Source organism: Parviterribacter multiflagellatus, from assembly GCF_056863265.1.
Map to the genome: position 1 here is coordinate 246148 of NZ_JBXPIZ010000011.1, position 25062 is coordinate 271209.

Here is a 25062-nt window from a genome sequence, read left to right on the forward strand (position 1 = left end):
ACCGTGTCCTCGGCCCGTGTTCCCTGAGCCGGCGGTTCGTCGCCTCTCCCGCTGCGAACCATGCCGCCCCTACCGCCTGACATCGTACCTGGCTTCGCATGCCTGTCGACATCCGACCGCCACTCCGTCTCCCTTCGCGCACACGCTCGCCGCTGCGCACGCTCGCGCTGCGGCTCGGGCTTGCGATCGGCCTGATCACGTTCGTCGCGCTCGTCGCGTACTTCGGGCGCGACGGCTACCGCGACGGCGACGAAGTCGGCACGCTCACGCTGCTCGACGCGTTCTACTACGCGACGGTCAGCGCCACCACCACCGGCTACGGCGACATCACGCCCGTGACCGAGGGCGCGCGCCTCACGACGACGCTGCTCATCACGCCCGCCCGGATCCTGTTCCTCATCCTGCTGGTCGGCACGACGGTCGAAGTCCTCGCCGAGGGCTCCCGCGAGGCCATCCGGCGCACCACCTGGAGGAAGCGCTTGCGCGACCACACCATCGTCTGCGGCTTCGGCACGAAGGGCCGGGCCGCCGTCGCCACCATCACCGCCCGCGGCGTCCCGGTCGACAAGATCGTGGTCGTCGACACCGACCCCGACGTGATCGAGGAGGCCACGCGCGCCGGGTTCGCCGCCGTGCACGGCCAGTCGACGCGGACCGCCGTGCTGGAGGAGGCGGGCATCCGCGACGCGGCGGGCGTCGTCGTCGCGACGAACAGCGACGAGGCGTCGGTGCTGACGACGCTCACCGCCCGCGAGCTGAACAAGTCCGCCACCATCGTCGCGGCGGTGCGGGAGATCGAGAACCAGCACCTGATCCACGAGAGCGGCGCCGACTCGGTGATCCTGTCGTCGGGCGCGGCGGGGCGGATGCTGGGGCTCGCCACCCAGTCGCCCAAGCTCGTCGACGTGCTCGAGGACCTGATGACCGTCGGCCAGGGCATGGACATCGTCAAGCGCGAGGTCGGCGCCGACGACGTCGGCAAGCACCCGACGGTCGCGCAGGGCGGCGCGCCCGTGATCGCCGTCGTGCGCGGCGGCAAGACGCTGCGGTTCGACCACCCCGAGGCGCAGGAGCTGAAGGCGGGCGACTGGCTCGTCTGCCTGTCGAGCGAGAACGAGCTGGCGGACCACGAGCGATGAGCGTGCACGAGCTGACCGACGAGCAGCAGGAGATCCGCGCGCTGGCACGGCGGTTCGGCGACGAGGTCGTCGCGCCCCGCGCCGCCCAGTGGGACCGCGAGCACACGTTCCCGCGCGAGGTGTTCACGCAGCTCGGCGAGCTGGGCCTGATGGGCGTGTGCGTGCCCGAGCGGTACGCCGGCGCGGGTGCGGACTACCTGTCGTACGCGCTCGTGCTGGAGGAGATCTCGCGCGCCGACGCGGGCGTCGGCGTGACGCTCGCCGTGCACACGGGCGCGGGGACGATGCCGCTGCTCGCGCACGGCTCGGAGGAGCAGAAGGACCGCTGGGTGCCGGCACTGGCACAGGGGTTCGAGCTGGCGGCGTTCGCGCTGACCGAGCCGGAGGCGGGGAGCGACGCGGGCGCGATGCGGACGAGCGTGGTCGCCGACCCGGACGCGCCCGGCGGCTTCCGCGTGAGCGGCACGAAGCAGTGGATCACCAACGGCTCGTACGCCCACTCGTTCGTCGTCTTCGCCAAGGAAGCGGGGAAGCCGAGCGCGTTCGTCGTCCGGCGCGGCGCGGAGGGGTTCCGCGTGACGCGCGAGGAGGAGAAGATGGGGCTCAACTCCTCCTCCACCGCCGACCTGGCGTTCGACGGCACGCCGGCGGAGCGGCTGGGCGTGCCGGGCAACGGGATGCGCGTCGCGCTGGGAACGCTCGACGGCGGCCGGATCGGCATCGCGGCGCAGGCGGTCGGGATCGCGCAGGCGGCGTTGGACGTCGCCTCGGCCTACGCGAAGGAGCGGCGCGCGTTCGGCGGGCCGATCGGCCGGTTCCAGGCCGTCGCGCACAAGCTCGCCGACATGCAGACCGAGATCGAGGCGGCCCGCGCGCTGGTCTGGCGAGCCGCGCGCCTGAAGGACGCCGGCCGCCCGCACACGGTCGAGGGCGCGCAGGCCAAGCTCTTCGCCTCCCGTGTCGCGCGGCACTGGACGGGCGAGGCGATCCAGGTCCTCGGCGGCTACGGCTACACCCGCGAGTTCCCCGCCGAGCGCTACTACCGCGACGCGAAGGTCACGGAGATCTACGAGGGCACGTCGGAGATCCAGCGCCTCGTGATCGCCCGCAACCTCCTGCAGGGCGTCGCGCTGGACTAGTTGACGGACGGGTCGGGCGGCATCGTCGCGAGCAGCGCGTACGGGCCGCCCTTCCGCCCGAGGACCGCACCCCAGAGGTGGTCGGGATCGTCGGTGAAGGCGTCGGGCTCGAGGAAGTCGGCGACGATCCAGTCGTCGCGTTCGAGCTCGGAGTCGAGCTGGCCCGGGCCCCAGCCGGCGTAGCCGAGGAAGGCGCGGGCGCGGCGGACGGTCGCGGCGATCTCGTCGAGGTCGGACTCCGGGAGCACGATCCCGATGTCGCCGCGGACGCGGAGCGCCTCGGCGTCGTCGTCGGGGAAGTCCGCGACCACGACGACGCTCGTCGTCTGCACCGGGCCGCCCATCCACAGCCGCTCGTCGGGCGCGAGCGCGTCCGACAGCTCCGGGATCGCCTGCTCGGCGGGGATCGGTGACGGGCGGTTGAGCACGAGGCCCATCGCGCCGTCCTCGTCGTGCTCCACGATCAGCACGACCGTGCGGTGGAAGTTGGGGTCCAGCAGCGTGGGCCCGGCGACGAGGAGCTGTCCGCGCAGTGACGGCACGGCCCCTCGAAGGCTAGTCCGCTGCGCCGACCCGTGTGTCCGGCGCGTCGCTGCGCCGGGCGTCGCCGAGCCGCTCCAGCAGCGCGGCGGTCGCCACGTTGGCGGGGATCGGCCGCCCGAGACCGAAGCCCTGGCCGATCTTGCAGCCGAGCGTCACAAGCAGGTCCTGCTGCGCCGGCGTCTCGACGCCCTCGACCACGATGTCGCAGCCGCGCGCCTCGCCGAGCCGCACGATCGCGGTCAGCACCGCCACCGCGTCGGTGCGCTCGGGCACGCCGTGGAGCAGCGTCCGGTCGACCTTCAGCACGTCGATCGGCAGCGCCAGCAGCCGCGACAGCGACGAGTAGCCGGCGCCGAAGTCGTCCATCGCGAGCTGCACGCCGGTCGCCTTCAGCTCCTCCAGCGCCGGCAGCGTGCGGTCCGCGTCGAGCGTCCACGCCGACTCGGTCAGCTCGATCACGAAGTGGCGCGGGTCGAGGCCGTGCGCGGCGATGTGGCCGGCGACGCGCTCGGGGAGGTCGGGGCGGCGCAGCTGGCGCGGCGAGACGTTGACGCCGAAGCGCGGCTCCAGCCCCAGGTCGAGCCACAGCCGCGCCTGCCGGCACGTCTCGGCGATCACCCAGTCGCCCAGCGGCTCGATCAGGCCGGTCTGCTCGGCGACGGGGATGAACTGGTCGGGCGGGACGAGGCCGCGCTCGGGGTGCTCCCATCGCACGAGCGACTCCATGCCGCGGATCGCGCCGCTGGCGAGGTCGCAGATCGGCTGGTAGTGCAGGACGAGCTCGCCGTCGTCGATCGCGCGTCGCAGCCGCGCCGCCATCGACAGGCGCGCGAGCGGGACCGCGTCGTCGGCGACGTACTCCGACAGCCCGCCGCCGGCCGACTTGGCGCGGTACATCGCGGCGTCGGCGTGGCGGTGGAGCGTCTCGGCGTCGGCGGCGTCCTCCGGGAAGACGCTGATGCCCACGCTGATGCCGATCTGCAGCTCGGCGCCCTCGACCACCAGCGGCTCGTCGAGCGCGCCGCGGAAGCGCTCGAACGTCCGCGCGGCGGCGCGGTGGGCCGCGGCCGGGTCGTCGTGGTCGGGGAGCAGCAGGAGGAACTCGTCGCCGCCCTGGCGCGCGAGCACGTCGGTCGCGCGGGCGCAGTCGCCCAGCCGGCGCGCGACCTCGCGCAGGAGCTGGTCGCCGGCCGCGTGGCCGAGGTGGTCGTTGACGAGCTTGAAGTCGTCGAGGTCGATGTAGAGCAGCGCGACCGCGCCGCCGCTGCGCCGGGCGCGGGCGAGCGCCGCGGCGAGGTGCTCGCTCAGCAGCGCGCGGTTCGGCAGCCCGGTGAGCGCGTCGCGCAGCGCGGCGCGCTTGAGGCGGTCGACCACCGCGACGATCCCGACGGCCGCGGACACGAAGAAGAAGGCGCGGACGACCCACTCCGTCGTGGTCTGCGCCTCGCCGGTGCTCACGACCGCGGGCGTGAGCGGGCCGGCGATCACCCCGGAGAGCAGCGCCACCAGCACCGCGGGGACGAGCCGGCCGCGCGCCGCGGCGAGGAGGATCGCTCCGAAGAACCACAGCGGCGGCAGGTGCGTCTCGCCGCCCGCCAGGTACGAGGGCAGCCAGCACACCGGCAGCAGCAGGTAGGGGAGGGCGGCGGTCGCCGCCGCGCGGGCGCGCGCGGGCATGTCACCTCAACATCGGGTGCAGGCGGGTCGCCCTTGAACCCTCGCGGACCACCTTCGCGCCAGCTTCGCGGTCCGCACGAGCAGCGTGACCGTGTGACGGAGCGGTACGATCCGCGGCGCGCCGGTCGAGGGCGCATCCGGTCCGCGGGCAGGGCAGCGCCCACCTCGAGCAGCACCAGCAGCACGCATCCGAGCCGATCTTCTCGGCCCGACCGCCGCGGACGCCGGGCCACCGTTCGAGGAGGTCGTCGTGGACGTCGAGCAGCTGCGCAGGCAGGCCAAGGAGCTGGTGCGGGACGCGCGCGCCGGTGACGCGCGGGCGCTCGCCCGCCTGGACGGGCGCGAGCCGATCCTCGCCCGCGCCCAGCTGGTGATCGCGCGCGAGCAGGGGTACGCGAGCTGGCCGGCGCTGGTCGCGGCGGCCGAGGCGACCGTGGAGACGTTCGTCGCGGCCGCGACCGGGCCGGACGGCAGCCGGGAGCGCGCGGAGCGGCTCCTGGCGGCGCGGCCCCAGGTCGCGGACGACCCGTGGGCGGCGCTCGTGCTAGGCCGGGGCGAGTGGGGCGGCGAGGTGCACGCGCCCGGCGGCCCGCGCGGGTGGTCGCCGGTGCTCTACGCGGCGCACTCGCACTTCGCGCCGGTCGACGCGCTGCGCGACCTGCTGGCGCGGGGCGCGGACCCGAACGCGACCTTCCGCAACGCGTACGGCGACATGTCCGCGCTGTACGGCGCGGCCGGTGTCGTGCGCTCGGCGGAGATGACGCGCGCGCTGCTGGAGGCGGGCGCGGACCCCGACGACGGCGAGTCGGTCTACCACGCGGCGGAGGGCGGGTCGCCGGCGTGCCTGCGGCTGCTGCTCGACCACGGGGCGACGGTGGAGGGCACGAACGCGCTCGGCTCGGTGCTCGACGGGGAGCGGCCCGAGCACCTGCGGCTGCTGCTGGCGGCGCTGCGGGAGCCGGTCGACACGCAGGGCGCGCTGGTCGCCCACGCCCTGCGGCGCGGGCTGAGCGTCGCGGTGCTGGAGATCCTGGCGGACGCCGGCGCGTCGCTCACGATGCCCGGCGGCGAGACGTGGCGCGGGCCCGGCGTGCGGCGGCGGACGCCGTACGCGCACGCGGTGCTGCGCGGGCGCGACGACGCGGCGGCGTGGCTGGCGAAGCGCGGCGCGGCGACGCCCGTGGACGACGCGGACCGGGCGGTGGCGGCGGTGGCGCGTGGGGAGGCGCCGGGCCCGGCGTTCCCGCCCGAGCCGGACCACGACCAGCAGGAGGTCCTGATCCTCGCGGCGCTGCACGGGCAGCTCGACGCGGTCGTCGCCGCGGTGGGCGTGGGCTTCGCGGGCGTGGTCGGGGGCTCGCCGCGCGGGACGCTGCTCCACCACGCGGCCTGGGTCGGCGACGCGGACGCGGTGCGCGCGCTGGTCGCCCGCGGCGCCGACGTCGACGCCGCCAGCGGCGCCGAGTTCGACACGCCGCTGGACTGGCTCCACCTCGCGGTCGCCGAGCACGGGGCGTGGACGGAGCACGAGGCCGCGCGCGCGGCGCTGGTCGACGCGGGCGCGCGGGCTACCCGGCCGCGCCCGGCGTGACGATGCCGCTCTCGTAGGCGAGCACGACCGCCTGGACGCGGTCGCGGAGGCCGAGCTTCATCAGCAGGCGCGCGACGTGGGTCTTGACGGTGGTCTCGCTGACGATCAGCTCGGCCGCGATCTCGGCGTTGGAGAGGCCGCGGGCGATGCAGCGGAAGACCTCGAGCTCGCGCGCGGTGAGGTCGTCGAACGCCTTCGGGGGCGCGGGCGGCTCGGCGGGGCGGGCGTTGGCGAACTCCTCGATCAGGCGGCGCGTGATCGACGGCGCCAGCAGCGCCTCGCCGCTCGCCACGACGCGGATGCCGGCCGCGAGCTGCTCGGGCGGGACGTCCTTGAGCAGGAACCCCGACGCGCCCGCGCGCAGCGCCTCGTAGACGTACTCGTTGAGGTCGAACGTCGTGAGCATGAGGACGCGGATCGGATCCCCATCCGCCCCGGCGACCACCCGCCGCGTCGCCTCGATGCCGTCGAGCTCGGGCATGCGGATGTCCATCAGCACGACGTCGGGCCGCAGCGCGAGCGCCTGCTCGACCGCCGCCGCCCCGTCGGCCGCCTCGCCGACGATCTCCAGGTCGTCCTCGGCGTCGAGGATCATCCGGAACCCGGCGCGTACGAGCGCCTGGTCGTCGGCGATCAGGACACGGATGCTCACGCCGCATGCACCTCCTCGCGGGCGGCCGGCAGCGGCAGCCGCGCCCGCACCTCGTAGCCGCCGGCCGCGCGTGGGCCGGCCTCGATCTCCCCGCCGTACACCCGCACGCGCTCGCGCATGCCGACGAGGCCGTGGCCGCCGCTCGGCAGCGCGCCGCCGTCCTCGCCGCCGTCGTCGGCGACCTCCACCACCAGCGCCTCGTCCGACCACGTCAGCGCGATCTCTGCGCGCGTCGCGCCCGCGTGCTTGAGCGTGTTCGTGAGCGCCTCCTGCACGACCCGGTACGCCGCGACCTCCGCGCCCGCCGGCAGCGGCCGCCGCTCCCCCGCGACCCGCACCGCCACGTCGAGCCCCGCCGACCGCGCGCGGTCGACCAGCCCGCCGAGCGCGTCGAGCGTCGGCTGCGGCGCCAGCGCCGCGTCCCCCTCGGCGGTGCCGAGCAGCCCGAGCAGCCGCCGCATCTCCGCGAGCGCCGCGCGGCCTGTCGCCTCGATGCGCACGGCGGCCTCGATCGCCCGCTCGGGGTCCTTGTCGAGGATGCGCCGCGCGCCGCCCGCCTGCACGACCATCACCGACACGCTGTGGCCGACGAGGTCGTGCATCTCGCGCGCGATCCGCCGCCGCTCCTCGGCGATGGCCTGCGTGGCGGCGTGCTCGCGCGCCTCCTCAGCCCGCGCCGCCGCCTCGTGCAGCTCGGCCGCCAGCAGCGTCCGGTTGCGGACGGTCCGCGCGCCGAACCACATCGCGGTCGCGAAGCCGCCGGGGAACAGGAAGTCGCCCCAGACCCACCCGTCGTACGTGAGGTTGACGACGGTCAGCCCGGCGAACATCGTCAGCAGGCCACCGACCGCCTTGGCCGGCGACGGCAGCGAGCCCGCGATGAACGCGCTGAACATGACGAGCGCGAACGGCGTCTGGAGGTTGAAGTACGACGCGGCCAGCAGCGAGCCGGCCGCCGCGCAGCCCCACGACGCGACGAGCACGCCGAACGGCCAGCGGCGCCAGAACGCGTACGGCAGGACGAACCCGGCGTAGAAGACGAGCGCGAGCGCGCGGTCCTGCTCGAACGGCTCCTTGCCGAGCAGCTCGATCGCCCCGGTGACGAGGACGATCGCGGTGAGGGTCCAGTCGTAGACCTGCGGCGGAACCCGCCGGAGGAGGCTCAGGCTCACGCCGGCACCGCCTCCACGGGCAGCCGCGCGCGCAGCGTGTGGCCGCCGTCGCGCGGCCGGCTCACGTGGACGTCGCCGCCGAAGATCCGGACCCGCTCGTGCATGCCGGTCAGCGGTCGCTCGCCGCCGCGGCCGTCGTCGCGGATCTCCAGCTCCACGGCGCCCGCGCGGTACCGCACGACGACCTCGGCGCGGCCCGCCGTCGAGCCCTCCAGCGCCGCGCTCAGCGCCTCCTGGACGACGCGGTACGCGGTCACGTCGACGCCGGGCGGGAGCGGGACGGCGTCGCCCTCGACGGTCAGCCGCACGGGCAGCCCCGCCGCGCTGATCCGCGCCGCGAGCGCCTCGACGTGCGCGAGCGACGGCGCCGGCGCCAGCGCCAGCTCCTCGTCCTCCCGGCGCAGGACGCCGAGCAGCCGCCGCAGCTCCGCGAGCGCCTCGCGGCCGCTCCCCTCGATGGCGGCGAACGACTCGCGCGCGCGGTCCGCGTCGCGCTCGGCCAGCCGCCGCGCGCCCGCGGCCTGCACGACCATCCCGCTCAGCGCGTGGGCGATGATGTCGTGCAGCTCGCCCGCGATCCGCGCGCGCTCGTCCAGCGCCGCCTCCTCGGCCCGCTGCGCGCGCTCGGCCTCGGCCCGGGCGGTCTTCTCGCGCAGCGCCCGCTGGAGGCGCAGGCGCGAGTCGAGGAGCCGGCCGCCGAGCGTCGTCGCGCCGGTGAAGAAGATGAGGATCCACAGGTAGCTGACGAGGTCGTCGTCGTACGAGTCCAGCGACAGCGCGACGAGGCCGGTGACGGCGGTGATCGGCGGCACGAGCCAGAACTGCCGGCCGGAGATCTGCACGGACGCCGAGACGTTGGCGAAGAGGACGACGAAGAGCGGCAGGACGAGCGCGTTGGTGACGACCTCGTCGAGCGCCTGCCCGGTGACGAACGTCGCCTGCGCGAGGAGGAACGCCGGCCACGTGCGGCGGCGGTGCAGGGCGACGACGATCGCCGCCATCACGCCGACGAGGTGCGCGACGAGCTGCTGGCGGCCGTCGGCGGGGACGAGCAGCGCCTCGACCTGCGTCTCCACCAGCACGACGCCCGCGAGCAGCGCGTCGACCCGGTGCGGCGGCAGGGCGCCGAGGCGGGCGAGCAGGGCACGGGCGCGGTGCATCGGGCCGCGAGCGTAACCGCGCGCGAGGGCCGTGTCGTCCTCCTGGCAGACGAGCGGCGCGTCATCCCTGAGGACGACACGCGTTGGCGGATGGTTGGCGCGGGATCGTCCCGGAGGCCGACGACGCGACAACGGGGCGTTGGGAGGCTCGCGGCCCATGAGCACCACTGCCTCCGCCGTCTCCGCCCCCGCGTCCACCGCGCTCGCCGCCCGGGCCGTCACTCGTGTCTTCGGCACGGGCGAGGCCGAGGTGCACGCGCTGCGCGGCGTCACGCTCGACGTCCCTGCGGGCCAGTTCACCGCCGTCATGGGGCCGTCCGGCTCCGGCAAGTCCACGCTGATGCACCTGCTCGCCGGGCTCGACCGCCCGACCGAGGGAACCGTCCACATCGGCGGCGAGGACGTCGGCGCGATGAACGACGCGCAGCTCACCAAGCTCCGCCGCCGCCACGTCGGGTTCGTCTTCCAGGCGTTCAACCTGCTGCCGGTCCTCACCGCGGAGGAGAACGTGACGCTGCCGCTCGCCATCGCCGGCTCCCGTGTCGACCGCGAGCAGCTCGACGGGTTGCTCGAGCGCGTCGGGCTGAGCGACCGCCGCACGCACCGGCCGGCCGAGCTGTCCGGCGGCCAGCAGCAGCGCGTCGCGATCGCGCGGGCGCTGATCACGAAGCCGACCGTGCTGCTCGCCGACGAGCCGACCGGCAACCTGGACTCGCGCGCCGGCGCGGACGTGCTGGCGCTGCTGCGCGAGTCGGTGGAGGCCGACGGCCAGACGATCGTCATGGTCACCCACGACCCGCGCGCCGCCGCCACGGCCGACCGCGTGCTCTTCCTCGCCGACGGCCGCATCGTCGGCGACCTCGCCGAGCCGGCCGAGGACCAGATCGTCGCGATGATGCAGGAGGTCACCCGGTGATCCGGCTCGCGATACGGAGCCTGGCCGCGCGCCCGCTGCGCACGGCCCTGACCACCCTGGCGATCGTGCTGGGGGTCGCGCTGGTGAGCGGCGCGTTGACGCTCACCGACACGCAGCGCCGGGCGGCCGACGCGCTGTCCTCGGCGTCGTACGACGGCACCGACGCGGTGGTGTCCGCCAAGACCGCGTTCGCGACCGACACGTCGTCCGACTGGTCGCTGCAGCGGCCGACCGTTCCCGCGTCGCTGCTGGAGGAGGTGCGCGCGGTCGACGGCGTCGGGACCGCCGTCGGCGACGTCACCGACCAGAACGCGCAGGTCATCGGCGACGACGGCAAGCCGCTCGGGGAGGGCCCGTACTTCGGGGTCGGCCTCGACGCGGGGGCGCCGGGGGTCGAGGCGCTGACGCCGTTCCGGCTGGTGTCGGGCGCGTGGGCGTCGGGCGACGGGCAGGTCGTGATCGACCAGAAGACCGCCGAGGACCAGGGCTGGGGCGTGGGCGACCGCGTGAAGGTCACGGGCCGCGGCGGAGCGGAGACGTTCGCCGTCACCGGCGTGGCGAGCTTCGGCGACGTCAAGTCGCTGGGGCCGGCGACCGCGGTCGTGTTCGACCTGCGGACCGCCCAGCGGTTCTTCGGCAAGGGCTCGTCCTACGACGCCGTGCTCGTGCGCGCCCGCGACGGCGTGCCGGGCCCGGAGCTGCGGCGCTCGCTCGCCGATGCGCTGGGCACGTCGGCGACCGTGAGGACCGCGGCGGACGACGACCGGTTCACGTTCGAGGGCCTGTCGATGTTCATCGACATCATCCGGATCGTGCTGCTCGCGTTCGGCGGCGTGGCCGTGCTCGTGGGCGCGCTGACGATCGTCAACTCGCTCTCGATCACGCTGGCGCAGCGGACGCGGGAGCTCGGCCTCATGCGCCTGGTCGGCGCGTCGCGGCGGCAGGTCATGGCGAGCGTCGTGCTCGAGGCGCTGGCGATCGGCGTGCTGGGCTCCGTGGCCGGGCTGGCGCTCGGGTACGTGCTCGCGATCGGGCTGCAGTCGCTGTTCGCCTCGATGGGGCTCGACCTGCCCGAGGCCGGGACCGTCTTTGCGACGGGCACGATCGTGACCGGGCTGCTGGTCGGCACGCTGGTGACGCTGATCGCCGGGTTCGTGCCGGCAGTGCGGGCGACCCGCGTGGCGCCGGTGGTGGCGCTGCGCGAGGCGTCGGATCCGGGCGCGCGGCGCGTGGGGATCGTGGGGCGTCTCGTGCGGCCCGTGGTCTCGCTGCTGGCACGCCCGGCCGAGAAGATCGGGGGCGCTGCGGGCCTGCTCGCACGGCGCAACGCGCTGCGCCAGCCGGGGCGGACGATGTCGACCGCAGGCGCGCTCACCGTGGGCGTCGCGCTGGTGACGGTGGTGGCGATCCTCGCCGCCGGCCTGCGTGACACGACGCAGTCGTCGATCGCGGACAAGGTCGCCGCGTCGCACGTGGTCGTAGGCCAGGACGGCTGGTCGCCCACCGACGCCGGGACGGCGGCCGCCGTGCGCGACGTGGACGGCGTGCGCGGCGTGACGACGATCCGCCAGGACGTCGGCAACGCGTTCGGCGACAACGAGCGCGTGAACGCGGTGGCGGGCGGGCTCGTGACGTTCGACGCTGCCTCGGGGTCGGACGCGCCGGGCTCCCTGCGCGCCGACGAGGCGATCGTCGACGAGGGCTGGGCGAAGGAGCACGGCCTGACCGTCGGCGAGTCGTTCACGCTGCTGTCGCCCGCAGGGGACCGGATGTCGCTGACCGTGCGGGGGATCGAGACGTCGTCGATCTTCGACGGCCTGGACCTCGGCCCGATCACGATCGCGGCCGAGCGCTACGAGCAGGCGTTCGCGAACGACCGCTCGTTCCTGACCGTGGTCGACGCACCGGGCGCGTCGCCCGAGGCGCTGACCGCGGCGCTGTCGCGGTTCCCCGACGCCGACGTGCTGACCAAGAGCGCGTTCATCGACCTCCGCATGGAGGGGATCGACACGCTGATGGCGATCTTCGTGGTGCTCCTCGCGCTGGCGGTGATCGTGTCGCTCTTCGGCATCGTCAACGCGCTGGTGCTCGCGACGTTCGAGCGTCGCCGCGAGCTCGGCACGCTCGCCGCGGTCGGCATGACCCGCCGCCAGGTTCGGCGGATGATCCGCCACGAGTCGATCGTGACCGCGCTGCTGGGCGCGACGACGGGCGTCCTGGCCGGCCTCGCGCTCGGCGCGCTCGTGACCACGCTGCTCGCCGACCAGGGCCTGACCTACGTCGTCCCGACGGGCTCGCTCATCGCGCTCGCCGTGGTCGCGGTGATCGCGGGCGTGCTCGCGGCGATCGTCCCGGCCCGCCGCGCGGCGAAGCTCTCGCCGCTCACGGCGCTCGCCTACGAGTAGCCGCCCGCAGGACGAGTCGAGTTCCCCACCGCCTGCGTGGGGAACTCGACTCGCGAGGCGGTGCGGCGCGGTCAGCGCGCAAGCGCCGCCGCGCGTCCGAGGAGCAGCTCCCGCTCCCGCGCGTTCTGCGTCATCTCCGCCGCGCGCTCGAAGTCCGCGCGCGCCTCGTCGCCGCGGCCGAGGCGTTCGAGGAGGTCCGCACGGACCGACCACAGCAGGTGGTAGCGGTCGAGCTCCCCACCCGCGACGAGCGCGTCGACCGCCGCGAGGCCGAGGTCGGGGCCGAAAGCCTGCGCGAGCGCGACCGCGCGGTTGAGCTCCACCACCGGCGAGGGCGCGACCTGCGCGAGCGCCTCGTAGAGCGCCGCGATCCGCACCCAGTCGGTGTCCTCGAAGCGCAGCGCGCGGGCGTGGCAGGCCGCGATCGCCGCCTGCAGGACGTACGGGCCGCCGGGCTTGGCGCACGCCTCCGCCTGCTCCAGCGCGCGCAGGCCGCGGCCGATCAGCAGCCGGTCCCACCGCGCGCGGTCCTGGTCGGCCAGCAGCACCGGCGCGCCGTCCGGCCCGACGCGGGCGTGCTGGCGCGAGGCCTGGATCTCCATCAGCGCCACGAGCCCGTGGACCTCCGGCTCGTCCGGCGCCAGCCGCGCGAGCACGCGTCCGAGCCGCAGCGCCTCGCCCAGCAGCGTCGGCCGCATCCAGTCGTCGCCGGCGGTCGCCGAGTAGCCCTCGTTGAAGATCAGGTAGACGACCTCGAGCACCGACGCGAGCCGCGGCGCGAGCTCGGCGCCGCTCGGCACCTCGAACCGCGCGCCCGCGTCGGCGAGCGTCCGCTTCGCGCGGGAGATCCGCTGGCCGAGCGTCGGCTCGGGCACCAGGAACGCCCGCGCGATCTCCGGCGTCTTGAGCCCGCCGAGCATCCGGAGCGTCAGCGCGACGCGCGCCTCGGTCGGCAGCACCGGGTGGCAGCAGGTGAACATCAGCGCGAGCAGGTCGTCGCCGATCTCCGCCTCGTCGGCCTGCGCGGCGAGGTCGTCGGGCGGCTCAGACGCGATCGCGTGCGCGATCTGCGTGTACTTGTCCTGCAAGGTGGAGCCTCTTCGGAGGTGGTCGATGGCCCGGCGCTTGGCGGTCTGCGTGAGCCAGGCGCCCGGGTTCGGAGGCACGCCCTCACGCGGCCACTGCTCCAGCGCGGCGACCACGGCGTCCTGCGCGAGGTCCTCGGCGAGCCCGACGTCGCGCACCATCCGCGCGACGGTCGCGATCACCCGCGCGGACTCGATCCGCCAGATGGCGTCGATCCGCGCGGGCGTGGCGGCGTCGGGGGTGCTACTCGGCGACGGTCTGCTCCGGAGGATCCGACGACAGCCGGCGCGCCTCCTGCAGCTCGGGCGAGTAGTCCTCGGCCTCGCCGATCCGGCGCACCTCGATCGATCCGCCCCACAGCGGCGCGCGCTCCGCCCAGGCGACGGCCTCCTCCTGCGAGTCGGCCTGGATGATCCAGTAGCCGCCGATCAGCTCCTTGGCCTCGCTGAACGGGCCGTCGGTGACGGTCGGCTTGCCGCCCCGCTCCGGGAAGTCGAGTCGCGTTGCCGTCTTCGGCGGCATCAGCCCGTCGGCGGACAGCAGCGCGCCGGCCTGCAGCAGCTCCTCGTTGAACCGCTGCATCGCCTCGACGGCCTCGAGCGGCGGCTCGCCCTCGAACTCCCCCGAGTAGACCATCAGCATGAAGCGCATGGCCGGCACCCTACGCCTTCGCGGCCGTCGCCAGGCGGAGCGCGAGCATGCCGCCGCTGAGCTGGGTCGCGCGCTCGACCCGCAGGTCGTGGCGGGCGGTGTCGTCGAACAGCCGGACGCCCTTGCCGAGGGTGATCGGCGAGTAGAGGAGCTCGAACGCGTCGACGAGCTCGTGCCGCATGAGGAACTGGACGAGCCCCGCCGAGCCCCACACGAGCAGGTCCTGCTCGGCCTTCAGGGCGCGGATCTGCTCGACGACGTCGCCCTCGACGAGGTGCGAGTTGTTCCACGTCAGGTCGGACTGGGAGAGCGTCGTCGACACCACGTGCTTCGGCATCGCGTTGAACTTGTCGGTGTACGGGTCGCCCGACCGCTCAGGCCACGCGGCGGCGAACCCCTCGTAGGTCGTGCGGCCCAGCAGCATCGCGTCGGCGGGCTGCAGGACGCTGTTGTTGTACGCGCCGGTGTCCTCGCTCTGGAAGTCGAACGACCACAGGTGCGGATCCTCGACGACGTTGTCGAGGGTGATGAAGGCGGTGACGGTAAGCGTGCTCATGTCCCCACCTCGAACGGCGCGCGCGGCTTTCGACAACCGCCTGGTACTTGGCGCGTTGCCGCTCTTCTCTCGGGTGGAACGGACCTCTCGCCGCCCCGGCGACGTAGGACGGGCACGTGGTGCACGAGCTCCTCACGCTGGTCACGGTCATCGCGGCCCTCTCCGCGGACGCCGCCCGGACGCACGACCCCGGCGTGCTCGCCCGCGCGCCGTACCTCGGGATCGCCTGCCGCACCCCGAACACCTCGGCGTGCCGGCGGGCGGGGGTCGCGGTGTGGCTGCGCGGGCCGGCGCGGGGGATCGACGTGCGGGTCGCGGGCGTGCCGGTGGCGGTGCGGCGGCCGGCCGGCGGTGGGCCGGTCGGGTACTACGAGGGGTACGTCGTCGATCCGCGCGTGGTCGGCGGGAGCGTCTACACCACGCGCGGGCCGGTGATGCGGGACGTCAGCGTGACGGTCACCGGCCGGGACGGGACGCGGCGGGGCACCACCGTCCGGACGGCGCTCGCGCCCGGGTGGGGCTAGACCGTGACCGGGACCGCGAGGAGCGCGCGCTTGATCTCCTCGACCCGGCCCAGGTCGGTGAGCACGCGCACCGTGGGCTCGTAGGGGTGGCGGGCGTCGACGTCGACGACGAGGCCCTCGCGGCCGTCGGCCAGCGTCACCTCGGAGCCGGGCGGGAAGGGCATGACGACGCGCGAGAAGACCGCGACGACCTCGGGGTCGAAGTCGGTGCCGTCGCCCTGCTCGATGATCGTCACGCCCTCGTGCGGCTTCTTGGCCGGCCGGTAGACGCGGTCGGAGGTGACGGCGTCGTAGACGTCGGCGACGGCGGCGATGCGCGCGAACTGGTGGATCTGGTCGCCCGCGAGCATGTCCGGGTAGCCGGTGCCGTCCCAGCGCTCGTGGTGCTGCTTGACGACGGCGCGGATGAGGAAGGAGACGTTGTCGCCGAGGAGCTTGGCGCCCTGGGCGGGGTGGGTGCGCATGATCGCCCACTCGCGCTCGTCGAGCGGCCCCTCCTTCTGGAGGATCTCGTCGGGGATCGCGAGCTTGCCGATGTCGTGCAGCAGCAGGCCGAGCGCGATCTTCGCCAGACGCGGGTCGACGCTGTCGCGCCGGCGGCGGCCGTCGAAGTCGACCCAGCCGTGCTGGCGGAAGAGCCGCGCGGCGAGCACGGTGCCGAGCGCCGTCACGTCGATGATGTGCTGCAGCAGGTACTTGTCCGCGCCCATCATGTCCGCGAGGTGGAGCGCGACGTCGGGGGCCGAGTGGACCTCCTCGGCGATGAGCAGCGCGACGTCGCTCAGCTCCTCGACCGCCTTGGGCGACAGCCCGCGGCCCGCGGCGAGCGCGTCGCTCGCGGAGCTCAGCGCGTTCCCGACCGCGGCGAGCGTGCGCCGCTCGGTCTCGGGCGTCAGTGCCCGCTGCGGCACGAAGCCCTCGCTCAGCGCGTCCTCGATCCACACCGACGTGACGCCCTTGCCCTGCAGCGCCTTGACGTAGCGGGCGTCCAGCGTGATGCCGCGCCGCAGCAGCGGCGGACCGGCGTCGCCGGGGACGTGCACGTCCTGACCGAGCGTCGCGCCGGGGGCGATGGAGGCGAGAGGGACGAGGCGCATCTGACCCTTCGTTCATCGGCACGCCGGAACCCCGCTTGAACGCTGCTCGGCCGGATGGTGGACGCCCCGCGTCTGCCATGCTCGCGGCCGATGAGGCTGTGCACCTTCCTGCCGCCAGGCAGCGACGTCCCGCGCGCGGGCGAGGTCCGCGGCGCCGACGTCGTCTCCCTCCCCGGGACCATCCTCGACAAGTTGGCGCAGAACGACCGGTCCCCGGCGCGCGGGGAGGCCTTTCCGCTCGCCGACGTGACCCTGCTCGCGCCGGTCCCGCGGCCGCCCGCGACGTTCGCCATCGGGCTCAACTACCGCGCCCACGCGGAGGAGGGCGGGCGGCCGGTCCCCACCAAGCCCGTCGTCTTCCTGAAGCTGCCGTCGTCGTCCGCGCCGCCGTTCGCGCCGCTCCACCGCCCCGCGGTCGTGCAGCAGCTCGACTACGAGGGGGAGTTGGCGATCGTGATGGGCGCGGGCGGGACGATCGCCGGGTACGCGGTGGCCAACGACGTCTCGGCCCGCGACCTGCAGCGGTCGGAGCCGCAGTGGACGCGCGCGAAGGGCGCCGACGGCTTCTGCCCGTGGGGCCCGTGGATCACCACCGCCGACGAGGTCCCCGAGCCCGGCGACCTGCGGCTCCGGACGTGGGTGAACGGCGAGCTGCGCCAGGACAGCCGCACGAGCGACCTCGTGTTCGGCGTCGACGAGCTGGTCGCGTTCATCGGCGAGACGTGCACGCTCGAGCCCGGCGCGATCATCCTCACCGGCACGCCGTCGGGGGTCGGCGAGTTCCTCGACCCGCCGCGGTTCCTGGCGTCTGGCGACACGGTCCGGATCGAGGTGGAACGGCTTGGCGCGATCGAGCACCAGGTCGCCTGAGGTGCTTTCGAACGGAACCCGAACACGTTTCTCGTAACACCTGTTATTGGTGCGGCGCGGCGGGGGTAGCAGCGTGCCGCCATGAGCGCACGGCTGTTGGGGGTGTGCGCCGCGGCGGTGTGCTGGACGCTCACCGCCGCTGCGCCGGCGTGGGCGGATCTGCCGTCCGTGCCTGAGGTGATCGGGTCGGTGACGGGCGCGGTCCCGCCGCTGCCGACCCTGCCCGGCGATCCCGTAGGGGAGATCGTCGACGGCCTGCCGGGCGGGGTGCCGCCGGGGGTGGGGACCGAGATCCCGCTTCCCGGAGGCGGCGGGGTGGTCGGGGGCGGCGGCACGCCGCAGCTCCCGGCTCCGATCCCGGTCCCGCCCGTCTCGTACACCGGCAGCGCCCGCGACGTCGGGAGCGACCGCGTGACCGTCACGGGCCTCGTCGTGCCGGGGACCGCGTCGGCGCGCTACGCGTTCGAGTACGGGCCGACGACCGGCTACGGCGCCCGAGGTCGAGCTGCCCGCGAGCGTCGCCCCGGCGGTCGTCTCCGCGACGCTGACCGGGCTCCCGGCGGGCCGGACGATCCACTACCGGCTCGTCGCGACGTCTGCCGCCGGGAGTGCCGAGGGGCTCGACCGGCCCATCACGCTCCAGCCCGCGCCCGCGGTGCTCGAGCGCCTGCTCGCCGCCATCCGCGGCGACGCGACGACCGGCGGTGGCGGGCGCGGCGGCGGTGGCACCCCCGCGGCCGGGGCGATCGAGACCGTCGCAGAGCCCCTCGTCGGCCAGGAGACCGACCTCACCGTCCGGACCGCCTCCGGGCAGGTGCCGGTCTCCGGCATCGTCGCCGACTTCGACGAGGAGGACGCGCGCATCGGGGCGCTCGCCTGCCGCCAGGAGGAGGACGGCGGCCCGCCGCGCGAAGGCCCGCTCGCCCCGAACGGCACCGGCACGTTCGCGCTGGCGTACGCCTACCGCCGGGGCGGGCCGCACGACGTGCGGATCGACCTGCTCGGCGGCGACTGCCAGAGCGGCGGGCGCACGCTCAAGACGCTCCGCACGCGGGTCACGCCGAAGCTCGGCGCGCGGGCGCGGGCGGCGGTCGCCGCGCGGGCCGGGGCGGCCGGACGCGACGGGCAGTGCGCGGACGCGAACCTGCGGCCCACGCGGCGCACCGTCAAGCGCGCCGAGCGCGCGGTCCGCTGCCTGATCGCCCGCGAGCGGGCGGCTCACGCGCTCCCGCCGCTCCGCCCGAGCCGCCGCCTGTCGGTGTCCGCGCGGCGTCACACGCGGGACATGGTCGTGCGGGGCTACCTCGCCCACGCGCGTCGCGGCGGGCCGCGGCTGGCGAACCGCCTGCGCGCGGCCGGCTACGGCGGACCGGGCGGCGAGTGCATCGGCCTGGGGTCGGGCACGCTGCGCACGCCGCGGGCCATCGTGACCGCCTGGATGGGGTCGACCGTGCACCGTGACGTGATCCTCCGCCGGCGGTACCGCGCGGTCGGGATCGGCGTCGTCCCGCGGGCGCCGATGCGCCTCGGACTTCGCGCCGCGACGTACACCGCGAACTTCGGGGTGCGCCCATAGGACCGCAGTCGCCGGAGCCCGTGCAATCATCCATGCGTCCAGTCCGGACGCCCCGCGCTCCAGGAGGAGGGACGCGGGCGCCGAACCGGGGTCACCATGGAAGTGCTCGTCCTGCTGCTCGTGGTCTGGGTCGTGCTCATCCCCGCCGGGGTGGCGTCGTCCCTGCTCGCCTACTCCGCGCACGTCCGCCGCCGCGCGGTGCACCTCGCACCGCTCGCGCCGGTGGTCCCGCTGGCGCAGGCGCGCTCGGCCACCCGCGACGTCGCATAAGGCGCCGAACGGCCCAGATCCGGCTCGGACACGGCGATCCGGGCGGGCCGCGCGTGTCCCGAAAAGACACCTTGCATCCGGTGTCTCGAACCGGTTATAGCTCCCAAGGGAGGTGACCGGAGAGCGAGGAAGGCCACGGATGCTCAGTCGGCTGCTGGCCATCGTCGGGACGTGCGTCCTGATCGGTGCGGCGGCCGGGGTCGTCCTCGCGCTGCTCCAGGAGGAGCGCCACGCGGCGACCGCGAGCGTCCTGATCGCGGCCTCCGACGCCGGCGCCGACGTCGCCGCCGGGCAGGGCTCCACCGGCGATGCGGTGCTCGAGCACCGCACGGCCGCCGCGCTGCTGGACTCCGACGCGGTCCAGCGCCGCGCCGCGGTGCGGCTCCAGGCCGCGCGCATCTCGGACCCGGCCGAGCGCGCCACCGACGACGTCGAGACGGACGTGCGGGGCGACTCGTCGCTGGCGACGATCACCGCCGAGGCCGACAGCCACCCGCTCGCCGCGCGCATCGCCGACGCGTACGCCCGCGCCTACCTCGACGTCCGCCGCGCGACCGTCCGCTCCCGCCTCGCCGACCTGGCGACGTCGCTGGAGCAGCGCGCCACGCTGCTCGAGCAGCAGCCCGAGCCGGACACCGCGCAGGTCGCCCGCATCCGCGACCGCGCCACCCAGCTCCGGACGCTGTCGGACGTCGAGCCCGCGGACGCGCAGCTCCTCCAGACCGCCGCGCCGCGCGGCGACGCCGAGCCGCAGCCGATCGTCCTCTTCGGCCTGATCGGCGCGGGCGTCGGCGCGCTCTCCGGGCTGCTCGTCGCGCTCCTGCTGCGGCGCGACACGACGCGCATCACCGACGGGCACCAGGCCGAGGAGCTGCTCGGCTCCCCGCTCCTGGCGTCGATCCCCCGCACCGCCGCGCTGGCCGGCGGCCAGATGCCGGGCGCGCTGCCCGAGCGGGACGCCGAGGCGTTCCGGATGCTGCGCGCGAACCTGAACTTCGTCGTCGGCGGCGATCGCGACGTGCGCTCGCTGCTGGTGACCTCCTCGCGTCCCGGCGAGGGGAAGAGCACCGTCGCGTTCAACCTCGCCGCGCTGGTCGCGGCGAGCGGCCGCGACGTCCTCCTGGTCGAGGCGGACCTGCGCCGCCCGGCGGTCACGCGGCGGCTCGGGCTGCCGGCGGCCGACGGGCTCGCCGAGCTGCTGCTCGGCCAGGGCGAGCTCGCGGAGGCGGTGCGGGAGCTGCCCGCGCCGGCCGGCGCGCCTGAGACGGGTACGCTCGACGTCCTGAGCGCCGGCCTGGCCGGCGCCCACGCGAGCGAGCTGCTCGACTCGAACCGCATGCGCGCGCTCCTGGCCGAGGCCGAGGCGCGCTACGACCTGGTGGTCATCGACGCGCCCCCGCCGTCGGTGGTCTCGGACGCGATCCCGCTGCTCGACCAGGTCGGCGCGGTGATCGTGGTGACGGGGGTCGGACGCGTCACGGCCGACGAGGTCCGCCAGCTGCGCGACACGCTGCGGCGCACGAACGCGCCGCTCGTGGGGGTCGTCGCCAACTTCGTCGCGCCCCGGCGCGACGCCGAGTACGACCGGTACCTCAAGGACCGGGACGAAGCATCAACGCCCGCGGCGAACGGCCGCGCCCAGCAGGTGACTACGAGGTGAAGACGACATGCGTCTCCTGACGAGAAAGCACCCGGAGCAGGAGGTGCGCCGAGCCGTGGATGCCGCCGGCGGCGAGCTCCGCAAGAGCGCGAGCGAGCTGATGCAGCTCCTCGGGTACCGGACCTCGACGCTGCGCGACCGCGCGCACGCCGAGGGCCAGCTGAAGGCCGCGGGCCTCAGCGTGTCCCCACCGCTCGTGCAGGCGTCGGCGAGCGAGTCGATCCTCATCACCACCGGCGCGCCGGAGGCGGCGGAGGAGACCCCGGCGGAGGCCGTCGTGGAGGCGGCCGCCGAGGCGGAAGCCGCGACCGCACCGGAGTCCGAGGCCGAGGCGGAGACGGCGGCGGAGATCGAGGCCGAGCCGGCCGAGGAAGCCGAGGAGGCCGAGCCGGAGCCCGAGGCCGTCGTCGAGCAGCATCCCGACCCCGAAGAGCAGGAGGCTCCTGTGGCCGAGGCCGCACCCACCCCGAGCGCGCGGCCCGGGCTGGCCGACGAGCGGCTCGAGTTCGAGCGCCGGCTGGAGGACCTGCGCGACAGCCTCGACGCCGCCCGCACCGACAGCGAGCACGAGCGCGCCCAGCGCGCCCGGCTGGAGGAGCGCATCGCGACGCTCATCGCCGAGCGCGACGACCAGATCCACAAGGCGTCCTCGCTGGAGCAGGACCTCGCCGCCGCCGCCGACCACGCGCAGCGGCTGGAGACGCAGCTCGGCAACGCCCGCGCCGCGGTCGAGGAGGCGCGCCGCGCCGCCGAGGAGGCGGTCGACACGCGGGAGGAGACCCGCGCCGAGCTGGAGAACCGGCTGGTCGAGACGCAGGAGCGCGCCGCGCAGGAGCTGCGCGCGCGGATGGAGGCCGAGCAGGCCGTCGAGCAGGCCCGCGCCGCCGCCGAGGAGGCGCAGGCCGCGCTGAGCGCCGAGACGCGCCGGGCCACCGAGCTCGAGCAGGTGCTCGGCGCCGAGCGCGAGCAGCGTGCCGCCGTGCAGCAGGGCGCGCAGGAGCTGGCCGCCGAGATGGAGGTCCGCACCGGCGAGCTGTCGGGCCAGCTCGAGCAGGCCGAGGATCGCGTCGCGCAGGCCGAGGCCGAGGCCGAGCGGCTCCGCGAGCACGCCGGGCAGCTCAACGCTCGGCTGCAGGAGGCCGCCGAGGCGCACCGCCAGGGCGAGCAGCAGCGCGAGGAGCTGCGCGTCGACGCCGAGCGCCGCGTCGCCGAGGTGCGCGCGGAGGTCGAGCGCGAGCTGCGCGGGCGGGTCGAGGTCGAGCGTGAGCTGGCCACCGCCCGCAGCGAGGTCGAGCGCCTCACGCGCGACCTGGAGGCGACGAGCGAGCGGGCCACGACGCTGCAGCAGCGGGTCGCGGAGGCCGACGGCGCGCGCGACGAGGCGCTCGCCGCGCAGCGGGCCGCGTACGAGGGCCGGATCGGCGAGCTGACCGAGGGCTACGAGGGGCGGATCGCAGAGCTGACCGCGGCGGCCGAGGCGCGGCTGACCGAGCAGCGCGACGACCTGACCGCGCGCATGAACGCGATGCGCGAGGAGCTCACCGGCCGCCGCGACGAGCTGGCCGCCGCGCTCGAGTCCGAGCGGGCCGAGCACGCGCAGGCGATCGAGGAGCTGCGCGGCCGCGCCAACGAGACGCTGCAGGGCGAGCGCACCGCGCACGCCGAGGCGCTGGCCGGCGAGCGCGCCCAGCACCAGGAGACGCTGGAGCGGGTCCGCGCCGAGCTGGAGGAGACGCTGTCGGCCGAGCGCGCGGAGCGGGCGCGGGTCGTCGAGGCCGCCCGCATCGAGCGCGAGGAGCTGATCGAGCGGCTGCGCAGCGAGCGCGAGGCGGCGATCGAGGCGCTCCGCGGCGAGCAGCACAGCACGCTGGAGCAGCTGCGCGCCGAGCAGGAGCGCGCGCTGGAGCAGATCCGCACCGCCGGCCAGACCGCGCTCGAGCAGGCGCAGGTCCGCAACGACGCGCTGGCCGCCGAGCTGGACCAGGAGCGCGCGCAGCGCGCCGAGGCCGAGGCCGAGGCGCGCCGCCTGGCCGCCGAGGACGAGCGCCGCGCCGCGGAGATCGCCGAGGCCGAGCGCCGGATGATGGAGGCGTTCGACCAGCGCATCCAGACGGTGATCGAGACCGAGCAGCGGGCCCACGCGGAGGCCGAGCGCCGCCGCCAGGAGCTGCAGGCCGAGGCCGAGCGGCGGCTGGAGGAGATCGCGGCGTCCGAGCGGCGGCTCGCCGACGTGCAGGCGCTCCTCTCCGAGGTGCAGGCCGACGGCGAGGCCGAGCGGCACCGCCGCCAGGCGCTCGAGCAGCGGCTGCAGGCGGTGCTCGGGGGCGACCAGGCCGCCGCCGAGGCGGCCGAGGCCGGCGAGCTGGAGTACGCGTCCGCCGACGACGTCGACGCGATCGCCGACGACGACGCGCCCGACGACCACGACGACCCGCCGCACGCCGGCGAGGCGCCCGCGCCGCAGGCCGCCGCGGTGCCGCAGGACCGCGACAAGCGCATCGCGCCCGCCCAGCCGCGCAAGGCGCAGCGGGTGACGGTGACCGGCGACGAGGCGCCCGCGAAGAAGCGCCGCGGCCCGCGCATCGGCCGCGGCCGGCGCGGCCCGTTCATCTCCTCACCCGGCCGCTGCACCGTGTGCTCGCGGACGCTGCAGGTCGGCTCCGAGAAGGAGCTGGCCACCAGCGGCTGGACGATCCACGGCGAGATCGGCCTCTGCGGCACCTGCCGGGCCGACGGCTGGGAGATGCCCGAGGGCGCGCCGCTCCCGTACCGCCGCTCGCACCGCTCGGCGACGGTGCGGTAGTGCTCTTACGTGAGCACCGCGCGCTCGTCGCGGTGCTCGCGTTCGCCGTGCTGCTGCGCGCGGCCACGATGGTCGCGTTCACGCCCGCGCTGTTCTTCATGGACTCGTGGGCGTACCTGCGGATGGCGTACGACTCCGCGCTGGTCGGGATGGCGGTCGACCGGCCGAGCGGCTACGGCGTGCTGATCGAGCTCGTCTCGATCCCCGGCCGCAGCCTCACCGCCCTCGTCGCGGTGCAGCACGTGCTCGGGCTGGTGACCGGCGTCCTCGCGTACGCGCTGCTGCTGCGCCGCGGCGTCCCGCGGTGGGCGGCGCTGGGCGTCGCCGCGCTGGTCCTCTTCGACGCGTACCTGCTCGTCCTCGAGCAGCACGTCCTGCCCAGCGCGCTGTTCGCGGTGCTGCTGACGGGCAGCGCGTACCTGCTCGTCGCGGTGCGCGACGCGCCGGCCGCGCTGGCCGGGAGCGGGCTGCTGCTCGCTGCGGCGGTGACGGTCCGCACGTCGGCGCTGTTCGCCATCCCCGTCTGGCTGCTGTACGTCGCGGTGCGGGAGCGGAGCGTGCGGCCGGTCGCCCTGGGGTTCTCGGCGGTCGCCCTGCCGCTGCTCGGCTACGCCGCCGTGCAGCACCAGGTCGACGGGAAGTTCGGGCTCAACCAGTCGTCGGGCTGGTTCCTCTACGGCCGCGTCGCGGAGATCGCCGACTGCACGAAGATGGACGTCGCGCCCGAGGCGCGCGGGCTGTGCGAGCCGGCCGACCGCCCACACCGCGGCGCCGAGTTCTACGTCTGGCACCCGCGCTCCCCCGCGGTGCGAACGTTCGGACCGGTCGACGGGCCGCGCCACGCGGAGGCCGACGCCGCCCTGCGGGCGTTCGCGCGCGACACGATCCGCGCGCGGCCCGGGGCGTACGCGGAGATGGTCGGGCTCGACCTGCTGCGCTACTTCACGCCGGGCACGCGCTCGCTCGGCAAGTCCGACTCGGCGATCACGTTCCCGTCCGCGCCGCAGCGGACGCAGATCCAGCCCGCGCAGCTCGAGCGCCTGTTCCCCGGCACGGAGCAGCGGGTCCGCGCGCCTGCCGGGGCGCTCCGCGCCTACGCGTCGGTGATCCACACGCCGCGGTGGCTGCTCGGCCTGGTCGCGCTGCTCGTGCTCGCGACGGCGGCGGCCTGGCTCGTGCCGGCGCTGCGCCCGTCGGTGCGCGGGACGGGCGACGGGCTCGCGCTGGCCGGCATGGCGCTCGCGATCCTCGTCGGCTCGGCGGCGACGTCGGAGTTCATCATCCGCTACCTCGTCCCGCTCGTGCCGCTGCTGCTGTGCGGCGGCGTGCTGGTCGGGGCGGCGCTCGCTACCGCGGCGGGCGGTACGCGCCTGCCGGAGCGGGTGCGCCTTCGTCGACCTCGAGGTGCCGCCCCGCGTTCAGGAACTGGACCCAGTCGCGATCCAGCGCCTGCTCCAGCAGACGGCTGACCCACGGCACCGCGTTCGTGCCCGTGTGGCCGTAGTCGAAGCGGTCGCCGGTCGGCTGCTCGGCGAGGAACACGAACCCCGCGCCGGTCTGGTCGGTCATCGTCGC

Annotated in this window: 21 protein-coding genes; 12 read left to right on the forward strand and 9 right to left on the reverse strand. The window is 75.3% G+C overall.

Going from position 1 to position 25062, the window contains the following annotated elements:
* Positions 1-98: 98 nt before the first annotated feature.
* Both AC1UE5_RS23335 and AC1UE5_RS23340 read left to right on the forward strand, forming a co-directional pair.
* Positions 99-1139, forward strand: coding sequence for a potassium channel family protein (locus AC1UE5_RS23335; protein ID WP_482928131.1), 1041 nt, complete (start codon positions 99-101; stop codon positions 1137-1139).
* Positions 1136-2278 (forward strand): acyl-CoA dehydrogenase family protein, encoded by a 1143-nt coding sequence (locus tag AC1UE5_RS23340; RefSeq protein WP_482928133.1) that lies wholly within the window; start codon positions 1136-1138, stop codon positions 2276-2278. Before AC1UE5_RS23335 ends, AC1UE5_RS23340 begins: the two co-directional genes overlap by 4 nt.
* Here the strand turns inward: AC1UE5_RS23340 and AC1UE5_RS23345 are convergent.
* Positions 2275-2820 carry a YqgE/AlgH family protein gene (locus AC1UE5_RS23345; protein WP_482928135.1) on the reverse strand — a complete coding sequence of 182 codons (546 nt, stop codon included), beginning with the start codon at positions 2818-2820 and terminating at the stop codon, positions 2275-2277. The genes AC1UE5_RS23340 and AC1UE5_RS23345 overlap by 4 nt on opposite strands.
* Before the next feature lie 13 nt (positions 2821-2833).
* Positions 2834-4498 carry a putative bifunctional diguanylate cyclase/phosphodiesterase gene (locus AC1UE5_RS23350; protein ID WP_482928137.1) on the reverse strand — a complete coding sequence of 555 codons (1665 nt, stop codon included), beginning with the start codon at positions 4496-4498 and terminating at the stop codon, positions 2834-2836.
* 250 nt (positions 4499-4748) lie between these two features.
* On the opposite strand from AC1UE5_RS23350, the gene AC1UE5_RS23355 reads away from it, so the two are divergent.
* Positions 4749-6089 carry a hypothetical protein gene (locus AC1UE5_RS23355; RefSeq protein ID WP_482928139.1) on the forward strand — a complete coding sequence of 447 codons (1341 nt, stop codon included), beginning with the start codon at positions 4749-4751 and terminating at the stop codon, positions 6087-6089.
* Here the strand turns inward: AC1UE5_RS23355 and AC1UE5_RS23360 are convergent.
* From AC1UE5_RS23360 to AC1UE5_RS23370, 3 genes are read right to left on the reverse strand one after another with little or no spacing between them, the layout of a single operon-like run.
* A complete protein-coding gene (locus AC1UE5_RS23360; protein ID WP_482928141.1) occupies positions 6067-6741 on the reverse strand; it encodes a response regulator in 675 nt (224 codons plus the stop codon). The two genes, AC1UE5_RS23355 and AC1UE5_RS23360, sit on opposite strands and share 23 nt — an antisense overlap.
* The gene (locus tag AC1UE5_RS23365) at positions 6738-7913 is read right to left on the reverse strand and encodes a sensor histidine kinase (protein WP_482928143.1); all 1176 of its coding nucleotides are present in this window, start codon (positions 7911-7913) and stop codon (positions 6738-6740) included. Before AC1UE5_RS23365 ends, AC1UE5_RS23360 begins: the two co-directional genes overlap by 4 nt.
* Positions 7910-9073 (reverse strand): sensor histidine kinase, encoded by a 1164-nt coding sequence (locus AC1UE5_RS23370; protein WP_482928145.1) that lies wholly within the window; start codon positions 9071-9073, stop codon positions 7910-7912. Before AC1UE5_RS23370 ends, AC1UE5_RS23365 begins: the two co-directional genes overlap by 4 nt.
* 157 nt (positions 9074-9230) lie before the next feature.
* Between AC1UE5_RS23370 and AC1UE5_RS23375 the strand changes: the two genes are divergently transcribed.
* Positions 9231-9989: an ABC transporter ATP-binding protein gene (locus AC1UE5_RS23375; protein ID WP_482928147.1), complete on the forward strand. Its 759-nt coding sequence runs from the start codon at positions 9231-9233 to the stop codon at positions 9987-9989.
* A complete protein-coding gene (locus AC1UE5_RS23380) occupies positions 9986-12394 on the forward strand; it encodes an ABC transporter permease (protein ID WP_482928149.1) in 2409 nt (802 codons plus the stop codon). Before AC1UE5_RS23375 ends, AC1UE5_RS23380 begins: the two co-directional genes overlap by 4 nt.
* Before the next feature lie 71 nt (positions 12395-12465).
* Here the strand turns inward: AC1UE5_RS23380 and AC1UE5_RS23385 are convergent, their stop codons facing one another.
* The 3 genes from AC1UE5_RS23385 to AC1UE5_RS23395 all read right to left on the reverse strand — a co-directional run bounded on the left by AC1UE5_RS23385 (position 12466) and on the right by AC1UE5_RS23395 (position 14687).
* Positions 12466-13662, reverse strand: coding sequence for an RNA polymerase sigma factor (locus tag AC1UE5_RS23385; RefSeq protein ID WP_482928151.1), 1197 nt, complete (start codon positions 13660-13662; stop codon positions 12466-12468).
* 61 nt (positions 13663-13723) lie between these two features.
* Positions 13724-14131: a YciI family protein gene (locus AC1UE5_RS23390; RefSeq protein WP_482928153.1), complete on the reverse strand. Its 408-nt coding sequence runs from the start codon at positions 14129-14131 to the stop codon at positions 13724-13726.
* A 10-nt stretch (positions 14132-14141) separates the two neighbouring features.
* Complete coding sequence (locus tag AC1UE5_RS23395) at positions 14142-14687, reverse strand: dihydrofolate reductase family protein (protein WP_482928155.1); 546 nt, start codon at positions 14685-14687, stop codon at positions 14142-14144.
* A 119-nt stretch (positions 14688-14806) separates the two neighbouring features.
* On the opposite strand from AC1UE5_RS23395, the gene AC1UE5_RS23400 reads away from it, so the two are divergent.
* Positions 14807-15211 carry a hypothetical protein gene (locus tag AC1UE5_RS23400; RefSeq protein ID WP_482928158.1) on the forward strand — a complete coding sequence of 135 codons (405 nt, stop codon included), beginning with the start codon at positions 14807-14809 and terminating at the stop codon, positions 15209-15211.
* Here AC1UE5_RS23400 and AC1UE5_RS23405 read toward each other — a convergent pair.
* Entirely contained in the window at positions 15208-16308 is a 1101-nt protein-coding gene (locus AC1UE5_RS23405) for an HD-GYP domain-containing protein (protein WP_482928162.1), read from the reverse strand. The genes AC1UE5_RS23400 and AC1UE5_RS23405 overlap by 4 nt on opposite strands.
* Before the next feature lie 90 nt (positions 16309-16398).
* Between AC1UE5_RS23405 and AC1UE5_RS23410 the strand changes: the two genes are divergently transcribed.
* The 6 genes from AC1UE5_RS23410 (at position 16399) to AC1UE5_RS23435 (ending at position 24956) form a co-directional block, all read left to right on the forward strand.
* A complete protein-coding gene (locus AC1UE5_RS23410) occupies positions 16399-17178 on the forward strand; it encodes a fumarylacetoacetate hydrolase family protein (protein WP_482928166.1) in 780 nt (259 codons plus the stop codon).
* Between the two features lie 655 nt (positions 17179-17833).
* Complete coding sequence (locus AC1UE5_RS23415; RefSeq protein ID WP_482928169.1) at positions 17834-18754, forward strand: CAP domain-containing protein; 921 nt, start codon at positions 17834-17836, stop codon at positions 18752-18754.
* Between the two features lie 96 nt (positions 18755-18850).
* A complete protein-coding gene (locus AC1UE5_RS23420; protein ID WP_482928171.1) occupies positions 18851-19024 on the forward strand; it encodes a hypothetical protein in 174 nt (57 codons plus the stop codon).
* 139 nt (positions 19025-19163) lie between these two features.
* Positions 19164-20684: a polysaccharide biosynthesis tyrosine autokinase gene (locus AC1UE5_RS23425; RefSeq protein WP_482928173.1), complete on the forward strand. Its 1521-nt coding sequence runs from the start codon at positions 19164-19166 to the stop codon at positions 20682-20684.
* Between the two features lie 7 nt (positions 20685-20691).
* Positions 20692-23487 carry a coiled-coil domain-containing protein gene (locus tag AC1UE5_RS23430; protein WP_482928175.1) on the forward strand — a complete coding sequence of 932 codons (2796 nt, stop codon included), beginning with the start codon at positions 20692-20694 and terminating at the stop codon, positions 23485-23487.
* Positions 23487-24956 (forward strand): phospholipid carrier-dependent glycosyltransferase, encoded by a 1470-nt coding sequence (locus tag AC1UE5_RS23435; protein WP_482928177.1) that lies wholly within the window; start codon positions 23487-23489, stop codon positions 24954-24956. Before AC1UE5_RS23430 ends, AC1UE5_RS23435 begins: the two co-directional genes overlap by 1 nt.
* Positions 24957-25062 lie beyond the last annotated feature (106 nt).

Excerpts from the sequence above, each read along its gene's own strand:
- AC1UE5_RS23335 (WP_482928131.1), top strand. The coding sequence starts at position 99 with ATGCCTGTCGACATCCGACCGCCACTCCGTCTCCCTTCGCGCACACGC.
- AC1UE5_RS23340 (WP_482928133.1), top strand. The coding sequence starts at position 1,136 with ATGAGCGTGCACGAGCTGACCGACGAGCAGCAGGAGATCCGCGCGCTG.
- AC1UE5_RS23350 (WP_482928137.1), bottom strand. The coding sequence starts at position 4,498 with ATGCCCGCGCGCGCCCGCGCGGCGGCGACCGCCGCCCTCCCCTACCTG.
- AC1UE5_RS23370 (WP_482928145.1), bottom strand. The coding sequence starts at position 9,073 with ATGCACCGCGCCCGTGCCCTGCTCGCCCGCCTCGGCGCCCTGCCGCCG.
- AC1UE5_RS23375 (WP_482928147.1), top strand. The coding sequence starts at position 9,231 with ATGAGCACCACTGCCTCCGCCGTCTCCGCCCCCGCGTCCACCGCGCTC.
- AC1UE5_RS23390 (WP_482928153.1), bottom strand. The coding sequence starts at position 14,131 with ATGCGCTTCATGCTGATGGTCTACTCGGGGGAGTTCGAGGGCGAGCCG.
- AC1UE5_RS23395 (WP_482928155.1), bottom strand. The coding sequence starts at position 14,687 with ATGAGCACGCTTACCGTCACCGCCTTCATCACCCTCGACAACGTCGTC.
- AC1UE5_RS23405 (WP_482928162.1), bottom strand. The coding sequence starts at position 16,308 with ATGCGCCTCGTCCCTCTCGCCTCCATCGCCCCCGGCGCGACGCTCGGT.
- AC1UE5_RS23410 (WP_482928166.1), top strand. The coding sequence starts at position 16,399 with ATGAGGCTGTGCACCTTCCTGCCGCCAGGCAGCGACGTCCCGCGCGCG.
- AC1UE5_RS23420 (WP_482928171.1), top strand. The coding sequence starts at position 18,851 with ATGGAAGTGCTCGTCCTGCTGCTCGTGGTCTGGGTCGTGCTCATCCCC.
- AC1UE5_RS23425 (WP_482928173.1), top strand. The coding sequence starts at position 19,164 with ATGCTCAGTCGGCTGCTGGCCATCGTCGGGACGTGCGTCCTGATCGGT.
- AC1UE5_RS23430 (WP_482928175.1), top strand. The coding sequence starts at position 20,692 with ATGCGTCTCCTGACGAGAAAGCACCCGGAGCAGGAGGTGCGCCGAGCC.